At 54.7% G+C, this 21,947-nt stretch carries 16 protein-coding genes and 1 pseudogene; 7 read left to right on the top strand and 10 right to left on the bottom strand.

Annotated features, from left to right (window positions below; genetic code table 11):
• Nucleotides 1-166: 166 nt before the first annotated feature.
• Nucleotides 167-1,099, top strand: coding sequence for an MBL fold metallo-hydrolase (locus ACVWXD_RS14795; RefSeq protein WP_183702279.1), 933 nt, complete (start codon nt 167-169; stop codon nt 1,097-1,099).
• A gap of 657 nt (nt 1,100-1,756) precedes the next feature.
• On the opposite strand, the gene ACVWXD_RS14790 is transcribed toward ACVWXD_RS14795, so the two are convergent.
• The 6 genes and pseudogenes from ACVWXD_RS14790 to ACVWXD_RS14765 form a co-directional block, all read right to left on the bottom strand.
• Nucleotides 1,757-3,016, bottom strand: coding sequence for an MFS transporter (locus ACVWXD_RS14790; RefSeq protein WP_457371142.1), 1,260 nt, complete (start codon nt 3,014-3,016; stop codon nt 1,757-1,759).
• 289 nt (nt 3,017-3,305) lie between these two features.
• A complete protein-coding gene (locus tag ACVWXD_RS14785; protein WP_183702273.1) occupies nt 3,306-3,956 on the bottom strand; it encodes a helix-turn-helix transcriptional regulator in 651 nt (216 codons plus the stop codon).
• A gap of 545 nt (nt 3,957-4,501) precedes the next feature.
• Entirely contained in the window at nt 4,502-5,899 is a 1,398-nt protein-coding gene (locus ACVWXD_RS14780) for an amidohydrolase family protein (RefSeq protein ID WP_183702271.1), read from the bottom strand.
• 766 nt (nt 5,900-6,665) lie between these two features.
• Nucleotides 6,666-6,862: pseudogene (locus tag ACVWXD_RS14775) on the bottom strand (helix-turn-helix domain-containing protein); the annotation flags it as partial.
• A gap of 442 nt (nt 6,863-7,304) precedes the next feature.
• Nucleotides 7,305-8,801, bottom strand: a complete 1,497-nt coding sequence (cuyB, locus tag ACVWXD_RS14770) for a cysteate racemase (RefSeq protein ID WP_183702268.1) — start codon at nt 8,799-8,801, stop codon at nt 7,305-7,307.
• Between the two features lie 10 nt (nt 8,802-8,811).
• A complete protein-coding gene (locus ACVWXD_RS14765) occupies nt 8,812-10,098 on the bottom strand; it encodes a dicarboxylate/amino acid:cation symporter (protein WP_183702340.1) in 1,287 nt (428 codons plus the stop codon).
• Nucleotides 10,099-10,326: 228 nt separating this feature from the next.
• On the opposite strand from ACVWXD_RS14765, the gene ACVWXD_RS14760 reads away from it, so the two are divergent.
• A complete protein-coding gene (locus ACVWXD_RS14760; protein WP_183702265.1) occupies nt 10,327-11,256 on the top strand; it encodes a LysR family transcriptional regulator in 930 nt (309 codons plus the stop codon).
• Between the two features lie 755 nt (nt 11,257-12,011).
• On the opposite strand, the gene ACVWXD_RS14755 is transcribed toward ACVWXD_RS14760, so the two are convergent.
• On the bottom strand, nt 12,012-12,806 hold the full coding sequence (locus ACVWXD_RS14755; RefSeq protein ID WP_183702263.1) for an AraC family transcriptional regulator: 795 nt from the start codon (nt 12,804-12,806) through the stop codon (nt 12,012-12,014).
• 88 nt (nt 12,807-12,894) lie between these two features.
• Here ACVWXD_RS14755 and ACVWXD_RS14750 point away from each other — a divergent pair, with 88 nt between their 5' ends.
• A complete protein-coding gene (locus ACVWXD_RS14750; RefSeq protein ID WP_183702261.1) occupies nt 12,895-14,142 on the top strand; it encodes an MFS transporter in 1,248 nt (415 codons plus the stop codon).
• Here the strand turns inward: ACVWXD_RS14750 and ACVWXD_RS14745 are convergent.
• Entirely contained in the window at nt 14,055-14,966 is a 912-nt protein-coding gene (locus ACVWXD_RS14745) for a LysR family transcriptional regulator (RefSeq protein WP_183702259.1), read from the bottom strand. The genes ACVWXD_RS14750 and ACVWXD_RS14745 overlap by 88 nt on opposite strands.
• A gap of 145 nt (nt 14,967-15,111) precedes the next feature.
• Between ACVWXD_RS14745 and ACVWXD_RS14740 the strand changes: the two genes are divergently transcribed.
• The 4 genes from ACVWXD_RS14740 (at nt 15,112) to ACVWXD_RS14725 (ending at nt 18,886) form a co-directional block, all read left to right on the top strand.
• Complete coding sequence (locus tag ACVWXD_RS14740) at nt 15,112-16,509, top strand: amidohydrolase family protein (RefSeq protein ID WP_183702257.1); 1,398 nt, start codon at nt 15,112-15,114, stop codon at nt 16,507-16,509.
• A gap of 11 nt (nt 16,510-16,520) precedes the next feature.
• A complete protein-coding gene (locus ACVWXD_RS14735; RefSeq protein WP_105162213.1) occupies nt 16,521-16,994 on the top strand; it encodes a DMT family transporter in 474 nt (157 codons plus the stop codon).
• A gap of 39 nt (nt 16,995-17,033) precedes the next feature.
• Nucleotides 17,034-17,897, top strand: coding sequence for an SMP-30/gluconolactonase/LRE family protein (locus ACVWXD_RS14730; protein WP_183702255.1), 864 nt, complete (start codon nt 17,034-17,036; stop codon nt 17,895-17,897).
• A gap of 194 nt (nt 17,898-18,091) precedes the next feature.
• Nucleotides 18,092-18,886: a GNAT family N-acetyltransferase gene (locus ACVWXD_RS14725; RefSeq protein WP_183702253.1), complete on the top strand. Its 795-nt coding sequence runs from the start codon at nt 18,092-18,094 to the stop codon at nt 18,884-18,886.
• Between the two features lie 127 nt (nt 18,887-19,013).
• On the opposite strand, the gene ACVWXD_RS14720 is transcribed toward ACVWXD_RS14725, so the two are convergent.
• Together ACVWXD_RS14720 and traD are read right to left on the bottom strand one after the other, a co-directional pair.
• Nucleotides 19,014-19,745, bottom strand: coding sequence for a TIGR03747 family integrating conjugative element membrane protein (locus ACVWXD_RS14720; protein ID WP_183702251.1), 732 nt, complete (start codon nt 19,743-19,745; stop codon nt 19,014-19,016).
• Between the two features lie 90 nt (nt 19,746-19,835).
• Nucleotides 19,836-21,941 (bottom strand): type IV conjugative transfer system coupling protein TraD, encoded by a 2,106-nt coding sequence (gene traD / locus ACVWXD_RS14715; RefSeq protein ID WP_183702248.1) that lies wholly within the window; start codon nt 21,939-21,941, stop codon nt 19,836-19,838.
• Nucleotides 21,942-21,947: the final 6 nt, after the last annotated feature.

Here is a 21,947-nt window from a genome sequence, read left to right as displayed (position 1 = left end):
TACCACATACTTCCACATACACCGATCGTAAACACCAAGCTGTAATACTGAAAAACTCATTTTGAAATGATTTTTTGGGAACGTTCGATTTATTAAGGCGATTAGAATGCTTTAGCACGGCATCACAAGCACAAATTGATGATAAAGGGGTGAGAATATGGGGTGTATGAAGGCGAAGATTACTGAATACATGAGCTACTTGGGGGGGCTTGCACGTGCGCCTCTGACCCTCGCCGGCATAATGGCCTTTGTGACCATCGCGGCGATGACAAGCACTCCGGTTCGCGCCTCGGAAGGGTTGGCATCCGGATGGCAAGAGCTTTCGCCGAACGCTCACCTTTTCACTATGGACGGCAGCAATACCGTCGTGGTCGTCGGACGCGGCGAAGCACTGGTAATGGATACCTACACCGAGGCGCAGGCAAAGGTCCTCAAGGAGCAGATAAGAAAGCGGTTCGACGTCCCTGTTCGTTACGTCGTCTACAGTCACGCACATGCCGACCATCTGCGCGGGAGCGCTGTCTTTGGAGACAAGGTAGAGTACGTCGCCCAGCAGCGACAGCTGGACAGGCTGAACTTCCTTATTCCTTTCGAGCCGTCCATCCACCGGCCCACGCGGTTCTTCGACAAGTCGCTCACGCTAGAGGTGGGAGGGGTCACCGTGATGCTGGAGGATTATGGCTTCAATCACGGGACTGGCGTCACTGTGATGCGCATCCCTGAAGCCAAGGCAGTGGTGATACCAGACATTGTCTATCCACAGCGGTTGCTGTGGTACGGCCTCAACGACTATTCGCCGCGCGGTATACTTGCGACGCTGCGAGCGATCAATGCCACCGAATACGAGATCGTAGTACCGACCCACGGCCCGACCTTTGGACGCGCAGAGGTGACAGAGTTCATTGGTTTCCTGACGGATCTGATCGACCAAGTTAAAGCTGTTATCGACGCAAACCTTGAAAGTAAAGGCCCCGAGGAGACCTTGTCCATCGCACTTAAGGAGGTCGACTTAACGCGCTATGACAAATGGGGAAATTACAAAGAGTGGCGTGATGGAAATGTAGAGGGAACTTTCCAGAGTCTTTACGTAGGCTGGTAAATACGAATAGTCGGGAGGCGTTTCTTAGTAAAGCGACCGTCCTTCACAACGATTCTAGTAACCAGCAGGAGATTAAGATTGCTTCGTAAGACGCTATGCCGTCATCAACATCCCGAAGTTGGAGGTCGTGGGCGGTGAGTTGAAGACCCACTTAAAGTGCGCCGAGGCAAACGAGCTATTTACGGGCTTAAGCTCCCATCGTTAAAGGTGCTTAGGCCCGTAGTTTAAGTGGGGTTCGGTCAGCCTCACATCCCACAATTGCGGCGGTCAGACCGTAAATATGGTCAGTAATGGGCGCTGAAGATTTTTTAGATATTTATTCCAGTCCTTCACGAGGGCGCGACGCTATCGGACGCCTTGGTCACGCCACACGAAAGGCCGCGCGCATCCTTTAGTCCAAACAGACCGCAGACTACAGCTATAAGCACCGTCCACTGCAGGCCGAGATGTGCGCTGGCGACTAGCAGCGCAGCATGGTCAGCATGAGGGCAAGGTTGACTGCACGGGTGATCAGCCATCTCGATTTCCAACGGATCCGCTTTAACCCCTTGAAACACCAGAGGTGGAAGCCTATAGGGACGGCTAGCAAATCGCCTTGAAGCGGCGGTTCGTCATCGACGGTTTTCACCGTAATGCCGCACGCTTCTGCGCTGCAAATTACCTCAGCGGATGGTCCTCAATGGTCATCATTGACTTGGATAGTAAACCAAGCAGAGCGATGGCTCCCGAGGCAAAACCCATCACTACAAACAGCCATCGAATGCCAATGAGGTCACCAATCGGAGTCGCTAGTGCCAGACCGACCGGGGCAGCGAGGGCCATGACTGTTGTCAACAAGGACAGGACGCGGCCTTGCAAATGGTTAGGCACGGTTGTTTGCACGAGTGCCATCATGGGCGCATTGCCCAAGACATAGATCACACTGCTGAGCACCCAGAAGATAATGGCTAGCCACAGCATGTTGCCGGGAGCAAAACCAATGAAGCCCATCAGGAATCCTGTCAGTGAGAAACTCCACAAAATCCAGAGAATTCTGCGTTTAGGCGCGAACAGGGTGGCCAGGAGACCGCCCAGTAACATACCCACACCGGCCAGGCCTTCCATCAGTGCAACCTCCGGGGCGCCGCCACCGAAGTGCTCCTTAATGAACAATGGCAAGAGTGTATAAAACGGCATCATGGTCATGAGAACCAAGGCCACTAGCAGGTAGAGCCAGCGAAAGCCGGGATTATTCCATACTGTGACGAAGCCTTCGCGCAATTCGCTCCAGAAGCCTAGCCGATCTTCGCGGGCAATGCGCTGCTGGGGAATGCGGAAGATCAACAAGGGCACGATGCCCAGCAGGGCAGTCGCCACATCGATGGCCAGCGCAAAGCCCATCGGCATGATGGAAATCGCGAGGGCACCGAGCGGGGCTGCAGCGACCAACATCATGCCATGTAGAGTTTGGTTCAGGCCCGCAGCACGGCCGATAAAGCTTTGTGGCACCAGCATCGCGGTACTGGCAGCAGCGGCAGGAGCTTGAAAGGCCTGCATGGCACTGCGGATGAACATCATCGTATAGATATGCCAAAGCTCTACGCGTTCTGTCAGGAACAAAACGATCAGCACCAGCATACAGGCAGCGCTCACCAAGTCCGCGACGATCATCAGCAAGCGCCGACTCCAGCGATCGGCGAGCGCGCCGCCGATAGGACCCAGTAAAGCCTGAGGCAAGAGAGCGAACAGCCCGGCAAGCGAAAGCGCCGCAACGCTGCCAGTTGTATCGGCGATCCACCACAACAAAACAAATTGGGTCAGGGCCGAGCCTATAAGCGACGATGCCTGACCAAGAAATACCGACCAATAGCGCAACTGCCAGTGTTGACCCGGATCAGGGCTGACCTGTGTTGGAATTTCATTGCAAACGTCGGACACTTTCGACTCCTTGATTAAATGGTGGAGTACACCACCCGTTGTGACTCCGGCTGCTAGGGCCATGCGCCGAATTTTAACTTTGCTACTCCCTTCGATTTGGCAATGATCGACACCTGTTCGAGTATGTTTCGTCGGATGAATACAGATTGCCTTTTGCGCGTATAAGCGTTGCTGGCAATGGATCTGCTGTGACGAAAGAGAGTAAAAAGATACTGAGCGGACGGCTCCCGCTGGTGGCGTTTATGCTGATGCAGCTACAAGGCTGTATTGATCTGCAATGTCTCCGCCGTCATGACTGGCTAGCGCCGGCGCTAACCCTTTCGCTCATGATTCTGTAGGCGCACCGCCGCGCACTGGTCAGAATGTGCTCGATTCGCTCGACATGGGCGTCTGGTCCGAGCACGCTTTTGAACAAGGCAAGCTCCGAGCGACAAAAGCCTTGGCATGCGGTCGCGGCGGCGCAGATTGGGCAATGGTTTTCGATCAGTAGAAGCGAGCCATCGGGCGCTTCATGCCACTCCGCCATATAACCTTCCGCCGATCTCATACGGGCCAGATGCTCGACCCGGTCACGTAGCATCGGCAAGCTTTCGAGTTGGGACTGATAGCTCGCCAGGGTTTCCTGCTCCCTTACCATGATGATGGCGTCAAGCGCAGGTTCCCCGAGAGTAGTGCGTATGGTTTGCAACAATTGCACCGTCAGATCGGCGTGCTTGTCAGGGAACTGCGCATTGCCGGCTGACGTTAGCTCCCAGACCTGTGATGGCCGACCGACACCCCTGGCTTCCGAACGACTAACAACGAGGCCCTCCTCGGACATTCGTACAAGTTGCTGTCGTACGGCCTCGCCCGAAATGGAGAGGCGCTTTCCGAGACCGGGACCGGTTTGCGGCCCCTGCATTTTCAGCACCATCAAAATGCGTTGGGCTGGGGAGCTCATTAACCAGTCGTTCGAATTTGAAAACGAGTGCCTCGACATATTTTACGCGCCAATTAAACAAGATTTAGCTTGTTAAATACGCGATTTAACATACGAGTACAAGCAACGTGCTGAAAATCCTTCATCAAATAACCTGAAAGGCGCCTCCCGTGGTGTTCGATTGCCCCCCCTTTGCTTAGACCTATACCGCCTGGCAGTCGTTTTCGCCAAAAGATGCAGGTTTTCCGGTGGAATAGAGCTGAAGATCGCTGTGGATTTTGGCCGCGTCGAGACTTTCAATGAAGTGCTTAACGGGACGCAATGAGCCAGTTCGGCTCCGACAGGGCCTTGCTGGTAATCTGCCGGGATGGAAAGCTGTGATCTCGCAGGTGCCCATTAAGCGCTGCCTGATTGTCCTGAGTGCAACGGCAAGTCCTTAAAGGATATAGCCGCCGCCACGGAACTCCCCACGCCTTAACAAGCTGACCGTTCAGTGTGATATGCAGAGTTTGTCTGGCCCGGCCCCGATGCCTCCAGGCAATCGGCCGTGCTCATCTCCTGCCTACTTATCGAGCGGATTCAAGCTGCACAAAGGTCTCGGCAAAAATATCGGGCTGGTAGCCTGCGGCAGCAAACAGATGCTCACGGGATTCGTCGATTGCTGCGCGCAGTCTTTCGCTGTCCACGCCCAGCACCTTGCCGCCTCGCTTGACGATGCGTCCGCCAATCATGACCGTGTCGACATTGCTGCGTTCGGCCGCGTGTACAACGGTGCCGAATGCGTTGCCTGATGGGTAAAGGTTAATGTCGTGCGCGTTTATAAGGATCAGGTCGGCCTGTTTGCCGGGGGCCAGGCTGCCGACTTTGTCCTGCAATCCGGCACAGGTGGCGCCGTCGAGAGTGGCGGCTTTGAGCAGGCTATGAGCCGGCAATGTTATCGGATGATGTTCTGCGCCGCAGCAGCGCTGCTGGTGCATGCCCATGACGCGCTGCAGGTAGAACGCCACCCGCATCTCCATGAACATGTCGCCACTGTAGGACGTTTCATTATCGACGCTCAGTCCCGGACTGATACCGTGACGCAGGGCCGACTGCATGGCGAACATTCCGTCCTCCAAGCCGTAGTGAGCATCCGAGCGTGGGCACACGTTGACCCGCACGCCAGCTTCGCGAAGGATTTCCCAGCCAGCGTCCGGCACCGCGGTGCAGTGGTTGAAGATATTATCGGGGCCCAACAGCCCTTGTCGATGGAGCCCTTCGAGTTCAGCGGCTAGTTCTCTTTCAGAAAATTCGGTAATTATAGGCAAGCCCAGGCGCCGGGCTTCAGCCCACAACTCAGGTTCCAGCTGTGCCATCACAGCCAGCGAGACCAGCGAGTTATCACCGTTTTTGAAGTATTTGTCCTGCAGCCGCTCTAGATTACCGGGCCAGTGGGCTCTGTCCCATTCTCCAGTCATTGGCGCACCGGGGGCGTGTAGCGATCTGATACCTGTGTCAAGCAGTGCCTCGACCGCTGCATCGGAATGAGCGCCGGTGCGGCTATTGTGCGAGTTGTCAATCACGGTAGTGATGCCGGCGTCGATGCAGCCCAATGCGGTCAGCAGGTTGCCAATATACATGTCAGCCGGGCGATAGTATTTGGCAAACGAGTAGTGTGTTGCGTTGCAGTAGTCTTCAAACGTTTCGGCATTCGGATTGAGCCGGCGCAGCTGCCCCTCCCAAGAGTGACGATGCGTATCGACCATGCCGGGCATAGCAATCATGCCGGATGCCTCGATAACAACGGCGTCGCCGGTCTCAATATTTTCCTGAACGGCCTTGATGCTGCTGCCTTCGATAAGGATATCGCCGCGCACCAGGTTGCCTACATCACTGTCCATGCTCAGAACAGTAGCTCCGCGGATAATCGTGCGAGCAGTCTGTGAGGCCGGGGCCTGTACAAGATTCCGGTTATATACAGCCATTTTCAACTCACCTATTAAATACCGTCAGAAAAAGGTACAGAAAAAGATGCTCCAGAAAAAGAGCGGTAAGCTATTTTAATTATTCATTAATCACGAACAATGATTGCCGAACGGTTGGCGCCGTTTTGGCTTGTGGATAAAAGTATGGATCGTATTCAGGCAATGCAGATTTTTGTTCGTGTGACAGAGTCGGTGAGCTTCATTCACATGGCGCAAAGCTTTCCTTACCGGCCTCCACGGTGACCAGCAGCGTAAAAAACTATAAGAATATTTGCAGGTGCGCCTGCTTAATACGACTTTTGGACTATCAACTTGCCTCTATCGCAAGGTGGAATGCCCGGACGGTTACTATTTTTTAAGTGGCCGCGATAGCCCTTATGGCATGCGTGCCGGCACCGACGCGACGACGGCCCACGTGCTCGCGGGATTTGTTGCGATGCTCCTATCTGTTTGCCAGTCGACGCGCCAGCTGTGCCCCCCCCCAGCGGGTGAGTTTGTCGGGCAACGAGGGTTCTGAAAACTGTATGTGATCGACCACTTCTAGGGGTTGCAGGTTGATCGACACGGGATCCTCTTGCGTCGGCCAACTGCGATCTATCTCGCTGACCACCCGAACTTTATCAGTACTCGTGGATTGCCTATTTCAGCTTTGGCAGCATCGATGACCTGTGCCGGAGCGTGGATCTGGATCAGCCTTTCTCGGTCATCTCAGACCCACTCACCGCTGACATTACGCTCGAATGCAACCACGCCGGGCCATGGTGGTAATGACCTGGTTTAGTATCGTGTCATCGTGGCTTTCTATGATCTGCACGCATTTATCTCGAGTACCGCGAAAGCGATGCAGAGTTGCTCTGCTCAAACCAGCGGCCTCAGCAAGTTCCTTAAACGTAGTGCGGGGGCGAGCGTAATGGCCAGAGCCAGAACTTTGATGAGTCTTTCGTCTTGAGACGTCAGGGACATCAATCATCTCGGATCTAATTTCGCTACCGACAATTGTTAAAGAAAACCCATTGCTGCAAAAAAGCTACAGACTGTGACAAAGCTTCCTCATCTGAGAACTTTTTCCGCTCGAGCTGAAAAGTTGCAGCGTTCAGGCTGCTCAAAAAACATAAAGAGAGCGTCAGCTCTAAATAATAATTTAAGGCAAAGATGAGGCTGCAAAATCCGGGATGATTCAGATCTGCAAAGCCCTGAGCAGTCGCAGGTTTATCTTGATAGTTGGGCCGCCTACTATATTAATTAATGAACTTATGAAGGAAGAATTTGCTGTGGTTGCACGCCGGAAGCGACACTTGAGGATGCTAAGAAAGCGTGGCAGACCAATCTGATTAACTGAGTTTGGCCTGACAGTCACGACTGTAAGTCTGGTAGCTGTTCGATCAAGTTTGAAATTATTAATTTTTTATAAGTTACTAGAGGTTTGACCATATTTTTTTTTGCCGGCGAGCTCAATGCATTTTAGTGCCAAAATAGTTGTCGGATCGACTAATGCGACTTCATGATTTTTGATCATGTAGGATTCGTTGTGCTTGAGCACCAAGGGTAACTCTGTGCACCCTAGGATGAGGACATCTGCACCCAGTTCACATAGGTGCTCTGCGGCGGTCAGTAGCTGGTCCTTGCAGATCCCCTCCCTGAAACCTGCCTTGATTCCATGGTTTCCGTAAATCGCTTCCATTACCAACGCTTGGTAATCCGTGCCTGGGATGATGATTTGAAGTCCGGCACGCCGGGCTGCCTCGTAATACACCTGACTTTTTATCGTCCCCGAGGTTGCAAGCAGTCCAACGGTTTTGCCTGCACCATACCGCTGTACTATTGCCTCTACCGTTTCAGTGAGCATGTTCACAATAGGTACGCGAAGGTGTGCCTGTATGCGCTCAACAAATGCATGAGCGGTATTACACGGAATCGCTATGGCATTGGCCCCAGCGCTTTCCAGTCGTTTGCAGGTTGCGTACATCGCCATCGTAGGATCAGTTTCATCATTCAGCAAATTGGCTGTCCGATCAGGAATTTGGGGGTTTTGTTCCACCACCATTTTGATGTGCTCTTGATCGCGACCAGCTGATGTATGCGCCACAACCTTACCCATGAAGTCGACCGTTGCCGCCGGTCCAACTCCGCCTACGATACCAAGCTTGAATGGTGGCCGGGTTGTCCGGCCTTTTTCTTCGGTTGCAAAAGTCGCATAAATCTCGTTGATATCCAGGACAGTCAGGCCACGTCTTTGAAGATCACCACAGACCAAGGAGAGCTCAGTCATACCCGGCACGATAATTGTGGCTCCCTGATTTTGAAGCGAGAGGCAGGCCTGATACACGCATTCCAGTGGTACCCCGTCCAGGTGTCCGTCTTTGATACCGTTAACCCCATACATGGCCTCCATCAACCCAGATTGCTCGTTCTCGTGGGGATAGACCAGATTGAAGTCGGTGCCAAAATAGCGCTCGAATAACCCGGAGTGCCGGACATAGTCAGAAGCGACTATACCCAACGTGGTACCAGGCTCCGCGACATGATGGATGTGCTTCCGCAATGCCGTCATCATGTCCAAGACAGGTATTCCTATCTCTTCCTGGATCTCCTTTAGAAAGGTATGGCTGGCGAAGCAAGGCAGTAAGACTGCATTGACTTCGCTTGCCTCGAACGTCTGGCAAACCTGAAACACGTAGAACTTTCTAGAGGTCATGCTGGCTTCCTGATCCAGTGGCATCAGAACGTCCTTGAAGGGGTGTTGCTCAAAAAGGAAGTGATAGCGGCCTTGATCTTCCAAAAAAGCTCGGGACTTCACCATCTTGTAGAAAAGGTCGCCGCCGGCCAGTGATCCAAGTCCGCCGACGATACCTAATTTGCGAGCAAACGATGACTTGCTGGACGGCTTCGATTTACCTTTCATCTCTATGCTCTCAAGCGCGGGCTACAATTTGGGTAGGGAGTACAGATGCGTTTTGGAACTCACCCTCAGCCTCTTCATGTGGTTCTGATTTGGCAACCACTGCAGTCGCAATACTATTGCCAACCACGTTGGTGGCAGTCCTGGCCATGTCGAGGAATTGGTCAATGCCAAGGATCAGCAAAATACCTGCTTCGGGAAGGTTGAACATGGGTAATGTCGCCGCCACGACAACCACCGATGCTCGCGCTACACCTGCCATTCCCTTGCTGGTGATCATCAGCGTTAGCAGGATTAGCAGTTGCTGTGTGAAACTCAGGTCGACGTTGTAGGCTTGGGCGATGAACATGATGGCGAACGCTTGATACATCATTGAACCATCAAGGTTGAATGAGTAGCCTAGCGGTAGAACGAAGCTGGAAACGCGTTTCGGCGCACCAAATTTCTCAAGTGCCTCCATGGTTTTGGGATATGCAGACTCGCTACTGGCAGTAGAAAACGCCAACAGAACAGGTTCGCGAATCAGCTTACCCAGGGTAAATACTGAGCGGCCCAGGAACAGGTAGCCAGCACCGAACAACACACACCACAGAATCACGATTCCCAAGTAGAACTCTGCAATCAGCTTTCCGTAATCGACTATCAAGCCAAGGCCTTGAGTGGTGATCGCCGATGCGATGGCTGCGAAAACGCCAATTGGTGCGAAGGCCATGACGAAGTCCGTGACCTTGAACATCACCTTGGACAGCTCTTCGATGCTATCGAAAATCGCTGGGTAACCCGCTCGTTTCAAACTCGCCAAGGCAAATCCGAAGAACAACGAGAAGACCACGATTTGCAGGATTTCGTTGTTGGCCATCGCTTCAGCAATGCTTCGTGGAAACACGTGACTGATGAAAACCTTGAGGCTGAAATCCCCGGTGTTTACAACGGGGCTCGCCGCATGTTGTACGACCTCCATGTTCAGTCCTGCACCGGGTTGAAATAGGTTCACCAGTCCCATGCCGATTGTCAGTGATATTATCGAAGCGGTGATGAACCAGGTCATGGCTCGCAGGCCTATGCGCCCAACGGAGCGGGAGTTTCCCATGCTGGCAATTCCGCCCACCAAGGTGGCGAACACCAGCGGCGCAATGATCATCTTAATCATGCGTAAAAATATGTCAGTGACCATTGAGAAGTAAGACGCTATCTCTTTGGCGCTTTGTTCACCCTCTGCGAAGTGATGGCACGCCCAACCGACAAGCACGCCTAAGACGATGCCAATTGCGATTCGACGCGGAAGTTTATTTTTCCTCACGGAGCTATCCTCAAGTGGTTTTTTAGCTTTTTTTACTTGGCAGGAGACAAGTGGCATTCGGTCAAAGCTCTTTGGCCTCGCTTCTACGATTTCGATTCTATGGTCGGGTATGCAGTGGCATGATGAGTAATCCCGATAGGCTCATGCGCTTTTGGAATAGCTTTCCAAATTGCTGATTTATTGAGGCTGCGGGGCAGTAAGCTGCTCATTCTGGAATGGGGTATCGGTATGCAAATCAAATGGCTGGATGATCTTCTGGCGGTCGCGGAGTGGAAGAATTTCTCTCGAGCTGCGGAGCTTCGCTGTGTGACCCAGTCGGCTTTGTCGAGGCGTATCAAGTCGCTTGAAGAATGGGTAGGCGCAGAGTTGGTGGATCGTGGAACCTATCCTGTCCAACTGACGCCGGCTGGTCGCACATTTTGTGAGGAAAGCCGCGAAGCATTGGCGGGACTAATGAAGTTGCGCTCTAGCCTGCGGGAGGTAGAGCGGATGCCAGGCCGTTCCATTCAGGTGACCGCTGGCCATAGCTTGTCGATGACATTTTTACCAAAGTGGCTAACTCAGTTTCAGCAGCATAATGAACAGTTCAATGCTCGAGTCGTCGCCGCGAACATACATGACGCGGTCATCGCCTTGGAGGAGGGGGGGTGCGATCTGATGATCGTCTATCACCATCCTTTGGCGCCCATACTTCTAGACCCGGCAAAGTTCGGCAGTCTGACGTTGGGACATGATGCCTTCATTCCATTGTGCGCACCTGACAAAAAGGGGCAGCCGCTTTATCGCTTACCTGGCACTTCCAGTAAACCCGTTCCACACCTCGCTTATACGGCTACCACTTTTTTGGGGCGTGTTGCGAACATCGTCATCAGAAATGGCCCATGTGTGAGCGTACTGGAGCGCTGCTATGAAGCGGACATGGCGATGCTTTTGATGCGAATGGCTATAGAGGGTTACGGGGTGGCATGGTTGCCCCACAGCGCTGTCATCGACGAACTCAAACTAGGTCAGTTGGTGAAAGCTGGTGGTGATGAATGGAGTACGCGGCTAGAGATACGCTCATACTGCTCGATAACTAATGAGAATCCTACGATGCGCAGCTTGTGGAGTACGCTCGAAGGAGCGTCCCGAGATATTCATGGTAAAACAGCCAAATGATCGAAGTTCCAAAGCTCGAAATCCTCCTTCAGGAGACGGAGGACGCTCAATAGTTTGCGACCTCTTTGGTAGCGCTCAGGCATCTAGATCAAACCAATACGTTATTGATAGATCCCCAGTTCGACCCGTTCGAGAGAGTCTTCGACAGCTTGAAATCCGAGTGGGTTACCCAACAGGTCAAGAAGTATATTATCTGCCAAATGTCTGCAGGGTTTGGCAAGCCGTTCCTCGGCCGTTCTTCACAGCATGCACTCACCAAGGTCTGTAGCCTGTCAATTCAGCAGAACCATGTTTCTGCTCGATGTCCGGAAAAAGCTAACCGCCAAGAGCGGCCGGCTACATCGTATCTGTTTCCGGAGGCACTATCGGCGCAGCTATTAACGTCAAGACGGTATGAGTGCGGGGACACGAGGCTTATAGATTTCCGACAGATGAAGAACCTAAAAGTGAAACCCCTTGGCGTTATTACATGCTCTGCGTTGAAGGGGGTCGCTCCTGAGGGGTAGATTCCGGCCGCGTCTGTTGAAACAGTCGGTTTGTCCAAAACGCTCGGGTACTGATAGGTAAACACCTGTTTTGCGTGCTGCTACGTGAAATCCGAGTCGTGAGTCCTCCGCCCAAAACACAGATTTCAATATCGAGCGCGAACTTTTCTGCCATTTAGACAAAAGACGACTTCTACAACGGAATCGGCCAATAGCAGATAGCCGCTGAACGTTCTACAGCGTCGGTGCTTTGTATAAACCAACAGAGCATCAACGCAGAGAGGAAAAATACTGAGTAGGCGGTTTACCCAGGGCTTTCTTGAACATCGTGATGAAGGCATTAACAGAGTCATATCCTAGAATGCCCGCCACACGCTGCACGGATACCCCCTCTGCCAAATGGCTCAGCGCGATCATCAAATGCAATTGTTGACGCCAGCGTCCGAAGCTCAGCCCGGTCGTGCTTTCTACAAGCCTGGCCAGCGTTCGTTCACTGGTTGCAAGCCGAGTGGCCCACTCGCGCAACGTGGTTCTGTCTCCAGGGTCTGCAAAGAGCGTATCCGCGATTTGTTTGATCTTGGGGTGGGCTGATATCGGCAAATGCAGCTCTTTCAGCGGAGCATCGGAAAGCTGCTCAAGCAGCACTGCAACCAGCCGCGCTGTCTTGCCCTCGGAATGGTAAGCAGGTTCCTGTTCAGCGAGATGCAGGATCATCTCCCGAACAAGGGGCGTAATGGCAACCGTGCAGCATTCTTCAGACATGGCTGCCGCACCGGGCTCAACGAACAAAAAGCAGGTCCGGGCGTTTTCGGTCACTCGGCAACTATGCGGCGTACCGCCCGGGATCCATACAGCGTGCTGGGGAGGGACAAGCCAGAGTGCATTTTGCACCTCACAGCTCACTGCGCCATGCAAAGACAGGATCAGCTGGCCTTTGCGATGGTCATGCGGGCGGGCACCCGAATCACTGAGGTCAGGCGCAACCTTGAGGGCAATCGCTGCTTGGGCGAAAAGGTCTGAATCGAAATCTTCCGGCGAGGAAACGACATTTTTTGGGCTTGGCATAATTTAGGTGTCAGATGTCTTGATATCTATATTATACAGTTCTGAAGTTCTCTACAGTTGTCTTCTATTAAGAGGACAGATAAAGAATATGTCAGATACAAAAAACAAGTGGCATGCCATCGCGCTCGTCGCAGGCATTCTGCTTATCGCCGTGAACCTGCGCGTTCCCTTTACCAGCATCGCGCCCGTTTTGCCGCTGATCCAGAATGATTTTGGTTTGAGCGCCTCAGCTCTAGGCCTGCTTACTTCACTGCCATTACTTGCCTTTGCAGCCTTCTCCCCGCTCAGCGCATCGGTCGCCCGCAGGTTCGGCATCGAGCGCACGCTTTTCGGTGCACTGTTGGTTATTTCAGCGGGCATCCTGCTCCGCTCCGCAGGCAGCGCGTGGGCGTTGTACGCCGGTACGATATTGATAGGCACTGGGATCGCCCTGGGCAACGTGCTGCTGCCCGGCCTGATCAAACGCGACTTCTCGACAAAAATGGCGTCCATGACCGGCGCTTATTCCATCACGATGGGTGCAGCGGGCGCTGTCGGTTCAGCCGTAATAATTCCGCTGACCCAATCATGGGGATGGCCGATTGCCCTGAGTTTGTTGGTCGCAGCCCCGTTGTTGGCGCTGGTGGTGTGGCTGCCGCAGTTGAAAAAACACGAACACGTAAATCTGTCCGGTCCGAAACAAGCGCCAACCGTGGCCGTCTGGCGTTCGCCGCTGGCATGGCAGGTCACACTGTTCATGGGGCTGAACGCGATGCCTTTTTATGTCGCCGTCGGCTGGCTGCCGACCATTCTGATGGACCATGGCATATCCCCGGAGCAAGCAGGCACGGTACACGGCACGCTTCAACTGACAACGGCCATTCCCGGCTTGATTCTGGCGGCCACGCTTCGCCGTCTCAAAGACCAGAAACTGGCAGCCGCTACCGTCAGCCTGTTAACCGCCTCATCCCTGATCGGGCTCATTTACGCGCCAGACTACGCCATGTTGTGGGCCGCGTTCCTGGGCTTCGGCTCTGGTGCCAGCATGATGCTTGGCCTGACCTTCATCGGCTTGCGCACAAAAAATGCCGGTGACACGGCGGCACTTTCAGGAATGGCGCAGTGCGTCGGCTACCTGATGGCAGCCGCAGGCCCCTTGCTGCTAGGCCAACTGCACGACTGGACCGGTGGCTGGACAGCACCGCTGCTGATCACAGCCGCAATCTCCGTAGCCGGTGCATTCACCGGAATGCTGGCCGGGCGCAACGTTCAACTTGAACCTGCTGAATCATCGTCGCGAACAAGCCCAGCAATCCAGTCAGCGAATGCGCTCACAGCTGGCGATAGAAAGCGCTGATGCGGGTATAGCAGGTGTACAGGAACCGATGCGGGCTGCCAGTCAGCAAGCACTTCGACCAGCCGCCCTTCTCGCAGATGCTCGCTGACCACGTTTTCAGCGAGCTGCACCAGCCCGAAGCCTTCCAGGCACATTTTGATGTAAAGCCCGGTCTCGTTGACTGCCGCAGTGCCGTTCACCGGGACTGAGATTTTCTCGGTGCCACGGGCGAAGCGCATTTCGCCTGCTTGCCTTGCGCGGCCCGAGAAGTAATGGATGGCCCGGTGGTGAGACAAATCTTGCGGAGTTTGCGGAGTACCGTTTTCTTCGAGATAGGCGACAGAAGCACAGGTCACCCAGCGAAACCGGCCGAGTGGGCGCGCAACGAGCGTTGAGTCATCGAGCTCGCCTGTACGAATAACGCAATCGACACCCTCTTGAACCAGATCAACCTGCCGATCGTTGACGCCTATCATCAGGTAGATATCCGGGTAGCGCCTGTAGAAGTCTTGCAGGTTTGGCATGACGATGAAGTGTGCAATGCCACCCGGCATATCGACACGCAAACGCCCCTGTGGCCGTTTTACGGAATCCGTCAGGCTGGTCTCTGTGTGTTCGATCAGCTCCAATATTTCCCTGCATTGCGTCAGATATTGAGCGCCCTCAGGCGTCAGGCTGACTCGCCGCGTGGTTCTGTTCAGCAGGCGCACCTGCAAGTACTTCTCAAGATTTTTAACGCTGCTGGTAACTGTCGAGGCCGGCAGAGAGAGCGTCTGCGCCGCCTGGATAAAGCTTCCTGCTTCAGCCACACGTACGAAAACCTGCATCGCTTGAATACGGTCCATGACTGTTAGCAGCCTCAAAGCAGTGATCGGGGGAAGTCGTTATTATTCGTAAATATTGAATAATAAAAACAGTTTAACCATCTTTTTCCCGCAGTACCGCATTGCGTACATTGCCTCCAACGAAATTTGAGGAGGTGTACAGAAAATGGCTGAATATAACCGCAGCATCGTGCAGGCTCCGGCCGCTCCGGCCGCCCGCACACTTATCCGCGGCGCCACTGTGCTGAGCATGGATGGCGATATCGGCAATCTGGCGCGCGGCGATATCCTTATCGAAGGCAGCACCATCACGGCCATAGGTGAAAACCTTGAGGCCGGCGAAGCTATGGTTATCGAGGCATCCGGCATGATTGCCATGCCCGGGATGGTCGATACGCATCGTCACTCCTGGGAGGGCCAACTGCGTCGAATAAATCCGAATGCCGAAACCCTGGAAGACTACTGCAACGCAACGCACTTCTCGTTCGCCAAATACTATCGCCCGGCTGACATGTATATCGGCAATCTGCTGACTGCATTGGGCTGCATCGATGCCGGCATCACCACCGTGGTCGATAACTCGCACAACAGCCGCACCGGCGCGCACTCCGATGCTGCGGTCGAGGCATTGCTCGATGCGGGTATCCGCTCCGTTCACGCCTCCGGTGCGCCAGTTTCCGGTGAATGGGACAAAGCCCACTGGCCCGGCAACCTGGAGCGTCTGCAGGAAAAATACGTCAAGAACGGCGACAACCCACTGCTCTCGCTGGCGGTGATGGCGCAGCTGGAGCCTGAGCTCTGGGCTGAAGCCCGGCGCTTGGGGCTGCCGATCATTACCGAATTTTTCGGCGGGGACATGGCAGCTGAGTTGGAGGGTTTGCATCGCGAGGGTCTGCTGCGCCCCGATAACATCTTCAACCACTGCACAGCGCTGCCGGACGCCGGCTGGAAAATCCTTCGCGAGGCTAGCGTGCGGGTCAACGTATGCCCGCGTTCAGATGCCCACTACGGCATTGAAGATGGAATGTTCGCCATGCAGTCGGCCCTGCGTCACGGTATCAGTCCGGGACTGAGTGTCGATAACGAAACCTCCTACAGCGGTGACATGTTCATGGAGATGCGGGTGGCGTTCTACCTGCAGCGCGTCATGGGCATGCACCAGCAGCGCTGCTGCGGCGCAGAACATCATCCGGTGACCCTGCCTGCTCATGGCCTGCTCAAAGCCGCCACTCTCGACGGCGCTACCTGTGCCGGATTGCAGGACAAAGTCGGCAGCCTGGCCCCCGGCAAACAGGCCGACCTAATCCTTATCAATGCGCAGGACATCAACCTTTACCCGTCGGGTAACGCATTCGGCACCGTTGTACATGCAGCCGAACGCAGCAATGTCGACACGGTCATCATTGGCGGTCGCATCGTCAAGCGCGGCGGCAAGGTGCTGGGCGTGGACAGCGAAAGGCTGCGCGCAGCAATCGACGAATCCCGTGAGCATCTGTTTGCTGCCGCAGGCTACCAGTCGGACATTTTTGCCGAGACATTCATGCCGCTTGAGTCAGCCAAGTAAGGAGACGCGAGATGAACGCAGCCTACTACCTGCTGGCTATCTCCGCAGGGCTTGGCATAACCCTGCAGACCACGCTGAATGGTCAACTCGCTAAAGGTGTGGGTGGAGATTCCGTAGCGGCGGCGCTGTTCTCATTTACTGCCGGTGCGGTATGCCTGGGCTTCTTTTCATTGATGCGCGGCGGGATAGTGGCTTCACTGGCGGCTATACCTGCCCAGCCCTGGTGGAGCCTGTTGGGCGGTCTGCTGGGTGCCGGTGCCTTGCTTAGTTATGTGGTGCTTGCGCCAAAAATCGGTCTGTCAGCCCTGCTGGGCCTCGCTATCGCAGGGCAGATTATCTCGTCACTGGTTATCGATCATTTCGGATTGATGGGGGCATCGGAAAGGCCGGTGTCTCTCGTCAAGTTGGCCGGGTCGATGGTGATGCTAGCAGGCTTGGCCATCGCCCTGTTCGGTGACAGGTGGTCAGCGCTTTTCTCCAACTGACAGTCTTGTTTGCCCCATCCTGTTTCGTAGGACGCAACCATGTTTAAAACCCTAATCAGCACCACCAGTCTTCTTGGCGAGTGTCCTGTCTGGTGTGAAAGAACCGAACGCCTGTTCTGGACCGACATCCCCGGCTGCGAGTTGCGTGCTCTGGACCCCGAAAGCGGCAACGTGCAGCGTTGGTCCCTGCCAGAGCCGCTAGGATCATTTGCCCTCACCGCAGACGAAGACGTATTGCTGATGGGACTGGCATCCTGCCTGGGCTACTACACCGTGAGCACCGGTCGTTTCAGCAAAATCACAGCCACCCCTGGCGTGCCCGGAACCCGAATCAATGATGGCCGCTGCGACCGCATGGGCAACTTTGTATTCAGCACGATGGACGCCGGTGAGCAGGTGCAAACCATAGGCAGATTTCACCGGCTCAATGTCGCGACGCTCGAGACAGAAACGCTGGACCTTCCCGAAGTGTCGATCCCGAACAGCATCTGTTTCAGCCCGGACGGTTCCATCCTGTATTACGCGGACTCCCTGCGAGGATGCATTTCCTGCTGCGATTACCCATCGTTGGAAAACCAGCGTGTGTTCACCAAAAAAGTCGACGGTCAGGGCGCGCCAGACGGCTCTTGCATTGATGCGCAGGGTTTTCTCTGGAATGCGGAATGGGGCGGTAGAAGAGTCGTGCGTTACGCGCCGGACGGCAAAGTTGACAGCGTGATCGACTCCCCGTGTATTCAGACCACTTGCCCGGTGTTAGCCGGACCTGGTTATGAAACGCTTTACTGCACCAGCGCACGGATAGGGCTGGATAAGCCGGCAGATTTCGATGGCACGCTGATAAAAGCCGAAGCGATTGTCGCTGCGGGACTTCCAGAAGAACGATTTACAGTGCTACTGAACTGAGTCGCGTGTTCTAGCCTGTCGCGTCGTTCTGAATGCCGGTTTTGAACACCTGACGTGCTCAAAACCGTTTTTTATATAGCCTCGACCCAAATGGGACGCCAGAGCAGATTATCTACCAGAAGGTGTATTTGCAGGTGCGTATTGTTTAATTTGCCGCTACCTTTCTGGGAAATCACGCAATAAGGATTACGCACATGAATGTCGGAATGGCTCATGCGATTGAGGCCGCAGAAAACGAGTATTTGTGTGCACGCGTCGAGAGTTTGTCTCGGATAAGTGGAAACCCTTTTGGTGCTCGTGTGTTTTTCAACGAAACTTTTCCATGCTTTCAAGTGAAGGCATCACCTAACCCGATGCTCAATCGCATCTACGGCGATAGCACCGGCAGCCCCCAGTCACTCTTGAGCTTGCTCAAGGAATCAGCAGAGTATTCGACCGTAACGCCTCTTATCGGAAAGGCCTCGACGTTGGAACCTTACGTGTTTGTGGGGGAGAAGCGACTGGAGCGTCTGAGGGGGTGGACGCATCTGCAACTCGCGTGCTCCATCGAGGACGTGATCTTGAACCACCACTCATTCGAAATCGAAGAGGCCACCTCACAAACGCTTCCTGAGTTCGCAGCCTTGCATGCGAGTGGATTTCACACCAAGCCAGAGCACCTTCAGTTGAGCCAGGCTTCGTTCGCAGGACTGATGTCAAATGAACGTCTGAAAATCTACGTCGTTAAAGCTGATGGAAAGGTCGTTGCTGGAGCGTTGATCTACCTGGCCTGCAATGGGGTTGCCTACCTTGGGACGGCTGCTACCCGAAAGAATGCACGAGGCCTGGGCTACCATGGAGCCCTTATATCTCATCGGATAAAACAAGCAAAAAAGCACGGCAGTCTAGTGATCGCCGCAACCGCGCTTCCCTGTTCGCAAAGTCGCCGAAACTTGCAGCGTACAGGGCTAGCGACATCCCACGTTCAAGCGCTATATCGCCTGGGATAGCGGAAGTCTGCTCTTGGCCTTTTAGCGACGACCTGATTTCAACCTTCGCTATGCGTGGTCTTACCTCAATCTGTTTCGCCATCTTTGTCAAAGGTGAAGGCTTTGCCGTGGATGCGGATATGTTCTATCAAATGTATTTTTTGAACGTCGCTGCGGTGATCGCGGTTGCTATTCCGAGCATCACCGTACAAGGAAGGAAAATCGCAATGGGATTGAGTGAAAACGGTATGGATAGGTAAATAATCCAGGGCAAGATCAGCAGAGGTAACACTGCTCGCTTGGCGCGGTGATAGACAAAGCTGCTTTCTAAACCCGCGCCAAATTTGCGCAGGTCACGGCGTATCAAACCATCGACAAAGCCAGTGAGCATGCCTAGCAAGAACAGCGGCGTGATCAATACCAGTATGGTCAACCGCACCACAAATGTGAAAGTAACGAACACCGCGGCTAGCACGAAATCTTCAATGCTCACGTAGAGCTGGTTAGTCCAGTTCCATAAGCCGTTGCCATGGCTTGATACCCGCGCCTGCTGGGCAAAATTCGCAAAGCCAGTCTTAACCAACAACCATTGGCTGAGGAAGTCCAGCCACTGGACAATCGTCTGTCCAGGTTTTTGGAGAATGAGAGAAGATTTGAAGTGCTCACTCAGCCAGCCCATTTCGTTCTCCAGCATTGCTTGGCTGTGCCGCCAACCCTGATCGCCCCAGAACAGCAGCAAACCAGCGAACTCTATGAGGATCGAGAACAGCAATGAGGCCATCAGAACGGCGATGATGCGCAGGACGAGGCTGATGGTCGAGATGATTAGTCCTGGCCTCTGGATCGGTTGTCGTGGCGTGTTCTGGACGGAAGTCGCCATCGTTCACTCCATAGCGCGCTGCAGAGTTGATTTGGGTACTACATCTTCTGGATATTTTTCTGCTGAGTCGAAGCCTGTGGCGGGGGGCAGCTATCCCACCTGATCCCAATCGAAGTTTGCTGTTGGGCCTCCACTACTGGTGCTCCACCACTGCCCCGCCTGCGCGTTGTAGGCTGCCCGCATCCGTTGAGTGAGCTCCTGTAGGTCTTTGGGCATGGCATCATCGTTGGAGGGTTTTGGCAACGGCATGCGGACTTTCCAAAGCTGGCCACCAGTCTGGAGGGAGAACATTTGCCCCTTGGGCAAACTGACGATGTGAGCAGGCTCGATCAGCGGCACGCTGGTGCTGCTGACACGGTCCTGTGAGGACGAGGTGAAGTCCGTGTTGGCCTCCGGATCGGAGGTGTCGGTCGCGGCCGAGACCAGGGTCTTGGTCAGCACATTAACCTTAGGCAACTGCTGGGTGAGCAGTTCCGCGGTCGCGGTTTCGCGCACCCGCAGCATCTGTAGGGTGTTGAAATTGCCGACCACCTGGCCGGCCTTGGCCCGGTTGCCTATACGTGCTTCGATATCGCTGAGGGTTTGGGTGTAGGCGGTTACCTGGATACCGGCACCGCCCCCCTTGTTGATCAGCGGAATGAACTCATCGCCCATCAACTCGTTGAACTCATCGGCATGCAGGTTGATTGGCAGTTTGTCACCAGCGTTGCCAGATTGAGGCAGCCCATGGTCAATGCCATGTTTGTAGATATGTCCCGCGACCGAGACCAAGTCGGCGAACATTGAATTGCCCACGGCGGCGGCCACTTCGGCATCAGTCAGCGCATCAAGGCCAACGTAGACGATGCCGCGTTTTCGGATGATCTGCATCCAATCGAAGATCGGCCGCGGGTCATTCAGATCGGTGTAGTTGGGAGCAAGTAACTGAGCGGTCTTGCCGGTGGTGAGTTTCTCCAGCAGCGGCAGTAGCGAGGCTACGATTTTGTCGAAGTAAGTGCGGTCGTAGCGCACCGCAGAACGCAGTCCGTCCATTACCGGATCAAATACACGCTTCACCGCCAGGTATTGCTCGATGGCCACCACCCGCTTTTCGCGTCCTATCATATGCCGGGGAATGTTCTTCTCGGTGAGCTTGCCTTCGAGCTGGACGATCACCTCCCAGGCCTTCGGGTCGGTCTTGGCGAAAAACTGCTGGGCGTACTCGATGAACAGGGCGTCGATGTTGACCACATGTCGCTGGATCTGCAGGTAGTCCGGACGCCGGCCCAACTCGATCAGAGCGCGGGCGATGATGTTGACGAAACGCCAGGCGAACTCACGAAAGGCCGCGGAGTTGCCTTCACCGCTGAGCTGCCCGGCGATGCGCGACGCCACTTCCGAAATGCGCCCGAAACGTCCTACGGCGTTGTAACGCGCGGAGATCTCTGGCCAGCCTAGATGGAAAACATAGAATTCCTTTTCCCGACCGGCGCGTTTGGCTTCGACGTACATGCGTTTGAGCAGGTCGGCATCGCCCTTAGGATCGAAAACGATGACCACCTCATGTTCGACGCGGTGAATGTCCTGGGTGATGTACACCTCGGCGAGTCGCGTCTTGCCGACGCGAGTAGTGCCTAGCACCAGGGTGTGTCCGACCCGTTCGCCCAGTGGCAGACTGACCTCCGTTTCATTGGGCTCGACCCCATGCAACAGCGGCGAGCCACCTACCGGGGGCAAAGGGCGCAACGGATTGAAGGCACTGTCCCAGGCGGTGACACGGGCCAATGTCGAGAGCGGAAACGGTGCATGCTCCAGGCGCCGTTCGAGTCCACGGGCCAGACGGTAACAGGTCGGTTGGTCAACATAGTGGGCAACCGCCGGATCCTGGGCTTCGACCAGGCGCTGGGTGTGCAGGCGGGTCCAGCGGAAGCCGCGGCCCATGAACAGACGCTTGCGGCTGATCGGAATCTGTCGACTGGTCAGCTCGTAACGGGGCAGCCGGCGGATATTGCGTCGATAACGCAACACCTCCCAGGCTTGTCGCAGGCGGATCAGGCCGAATAGGGTATAGGCCAGCGCCGCAATCAGCCCGATCTCGGGTGACAGGGCCACGGCCCAGGGCGAGTACACGCACAACACCGCGGCGGCGATGCAGATCGCTACGGTGTACAACTCCACCGCCGGCCGGAGCTTGGACTCCATCGCATGTTCGGCCATGACCTG

The organism is Pseudomonas sp. TE3911 (genome assembly GCF_054062775.1).
This window is presented reverse-complemented; position numbering and strand designations above follow the sequence as displayed.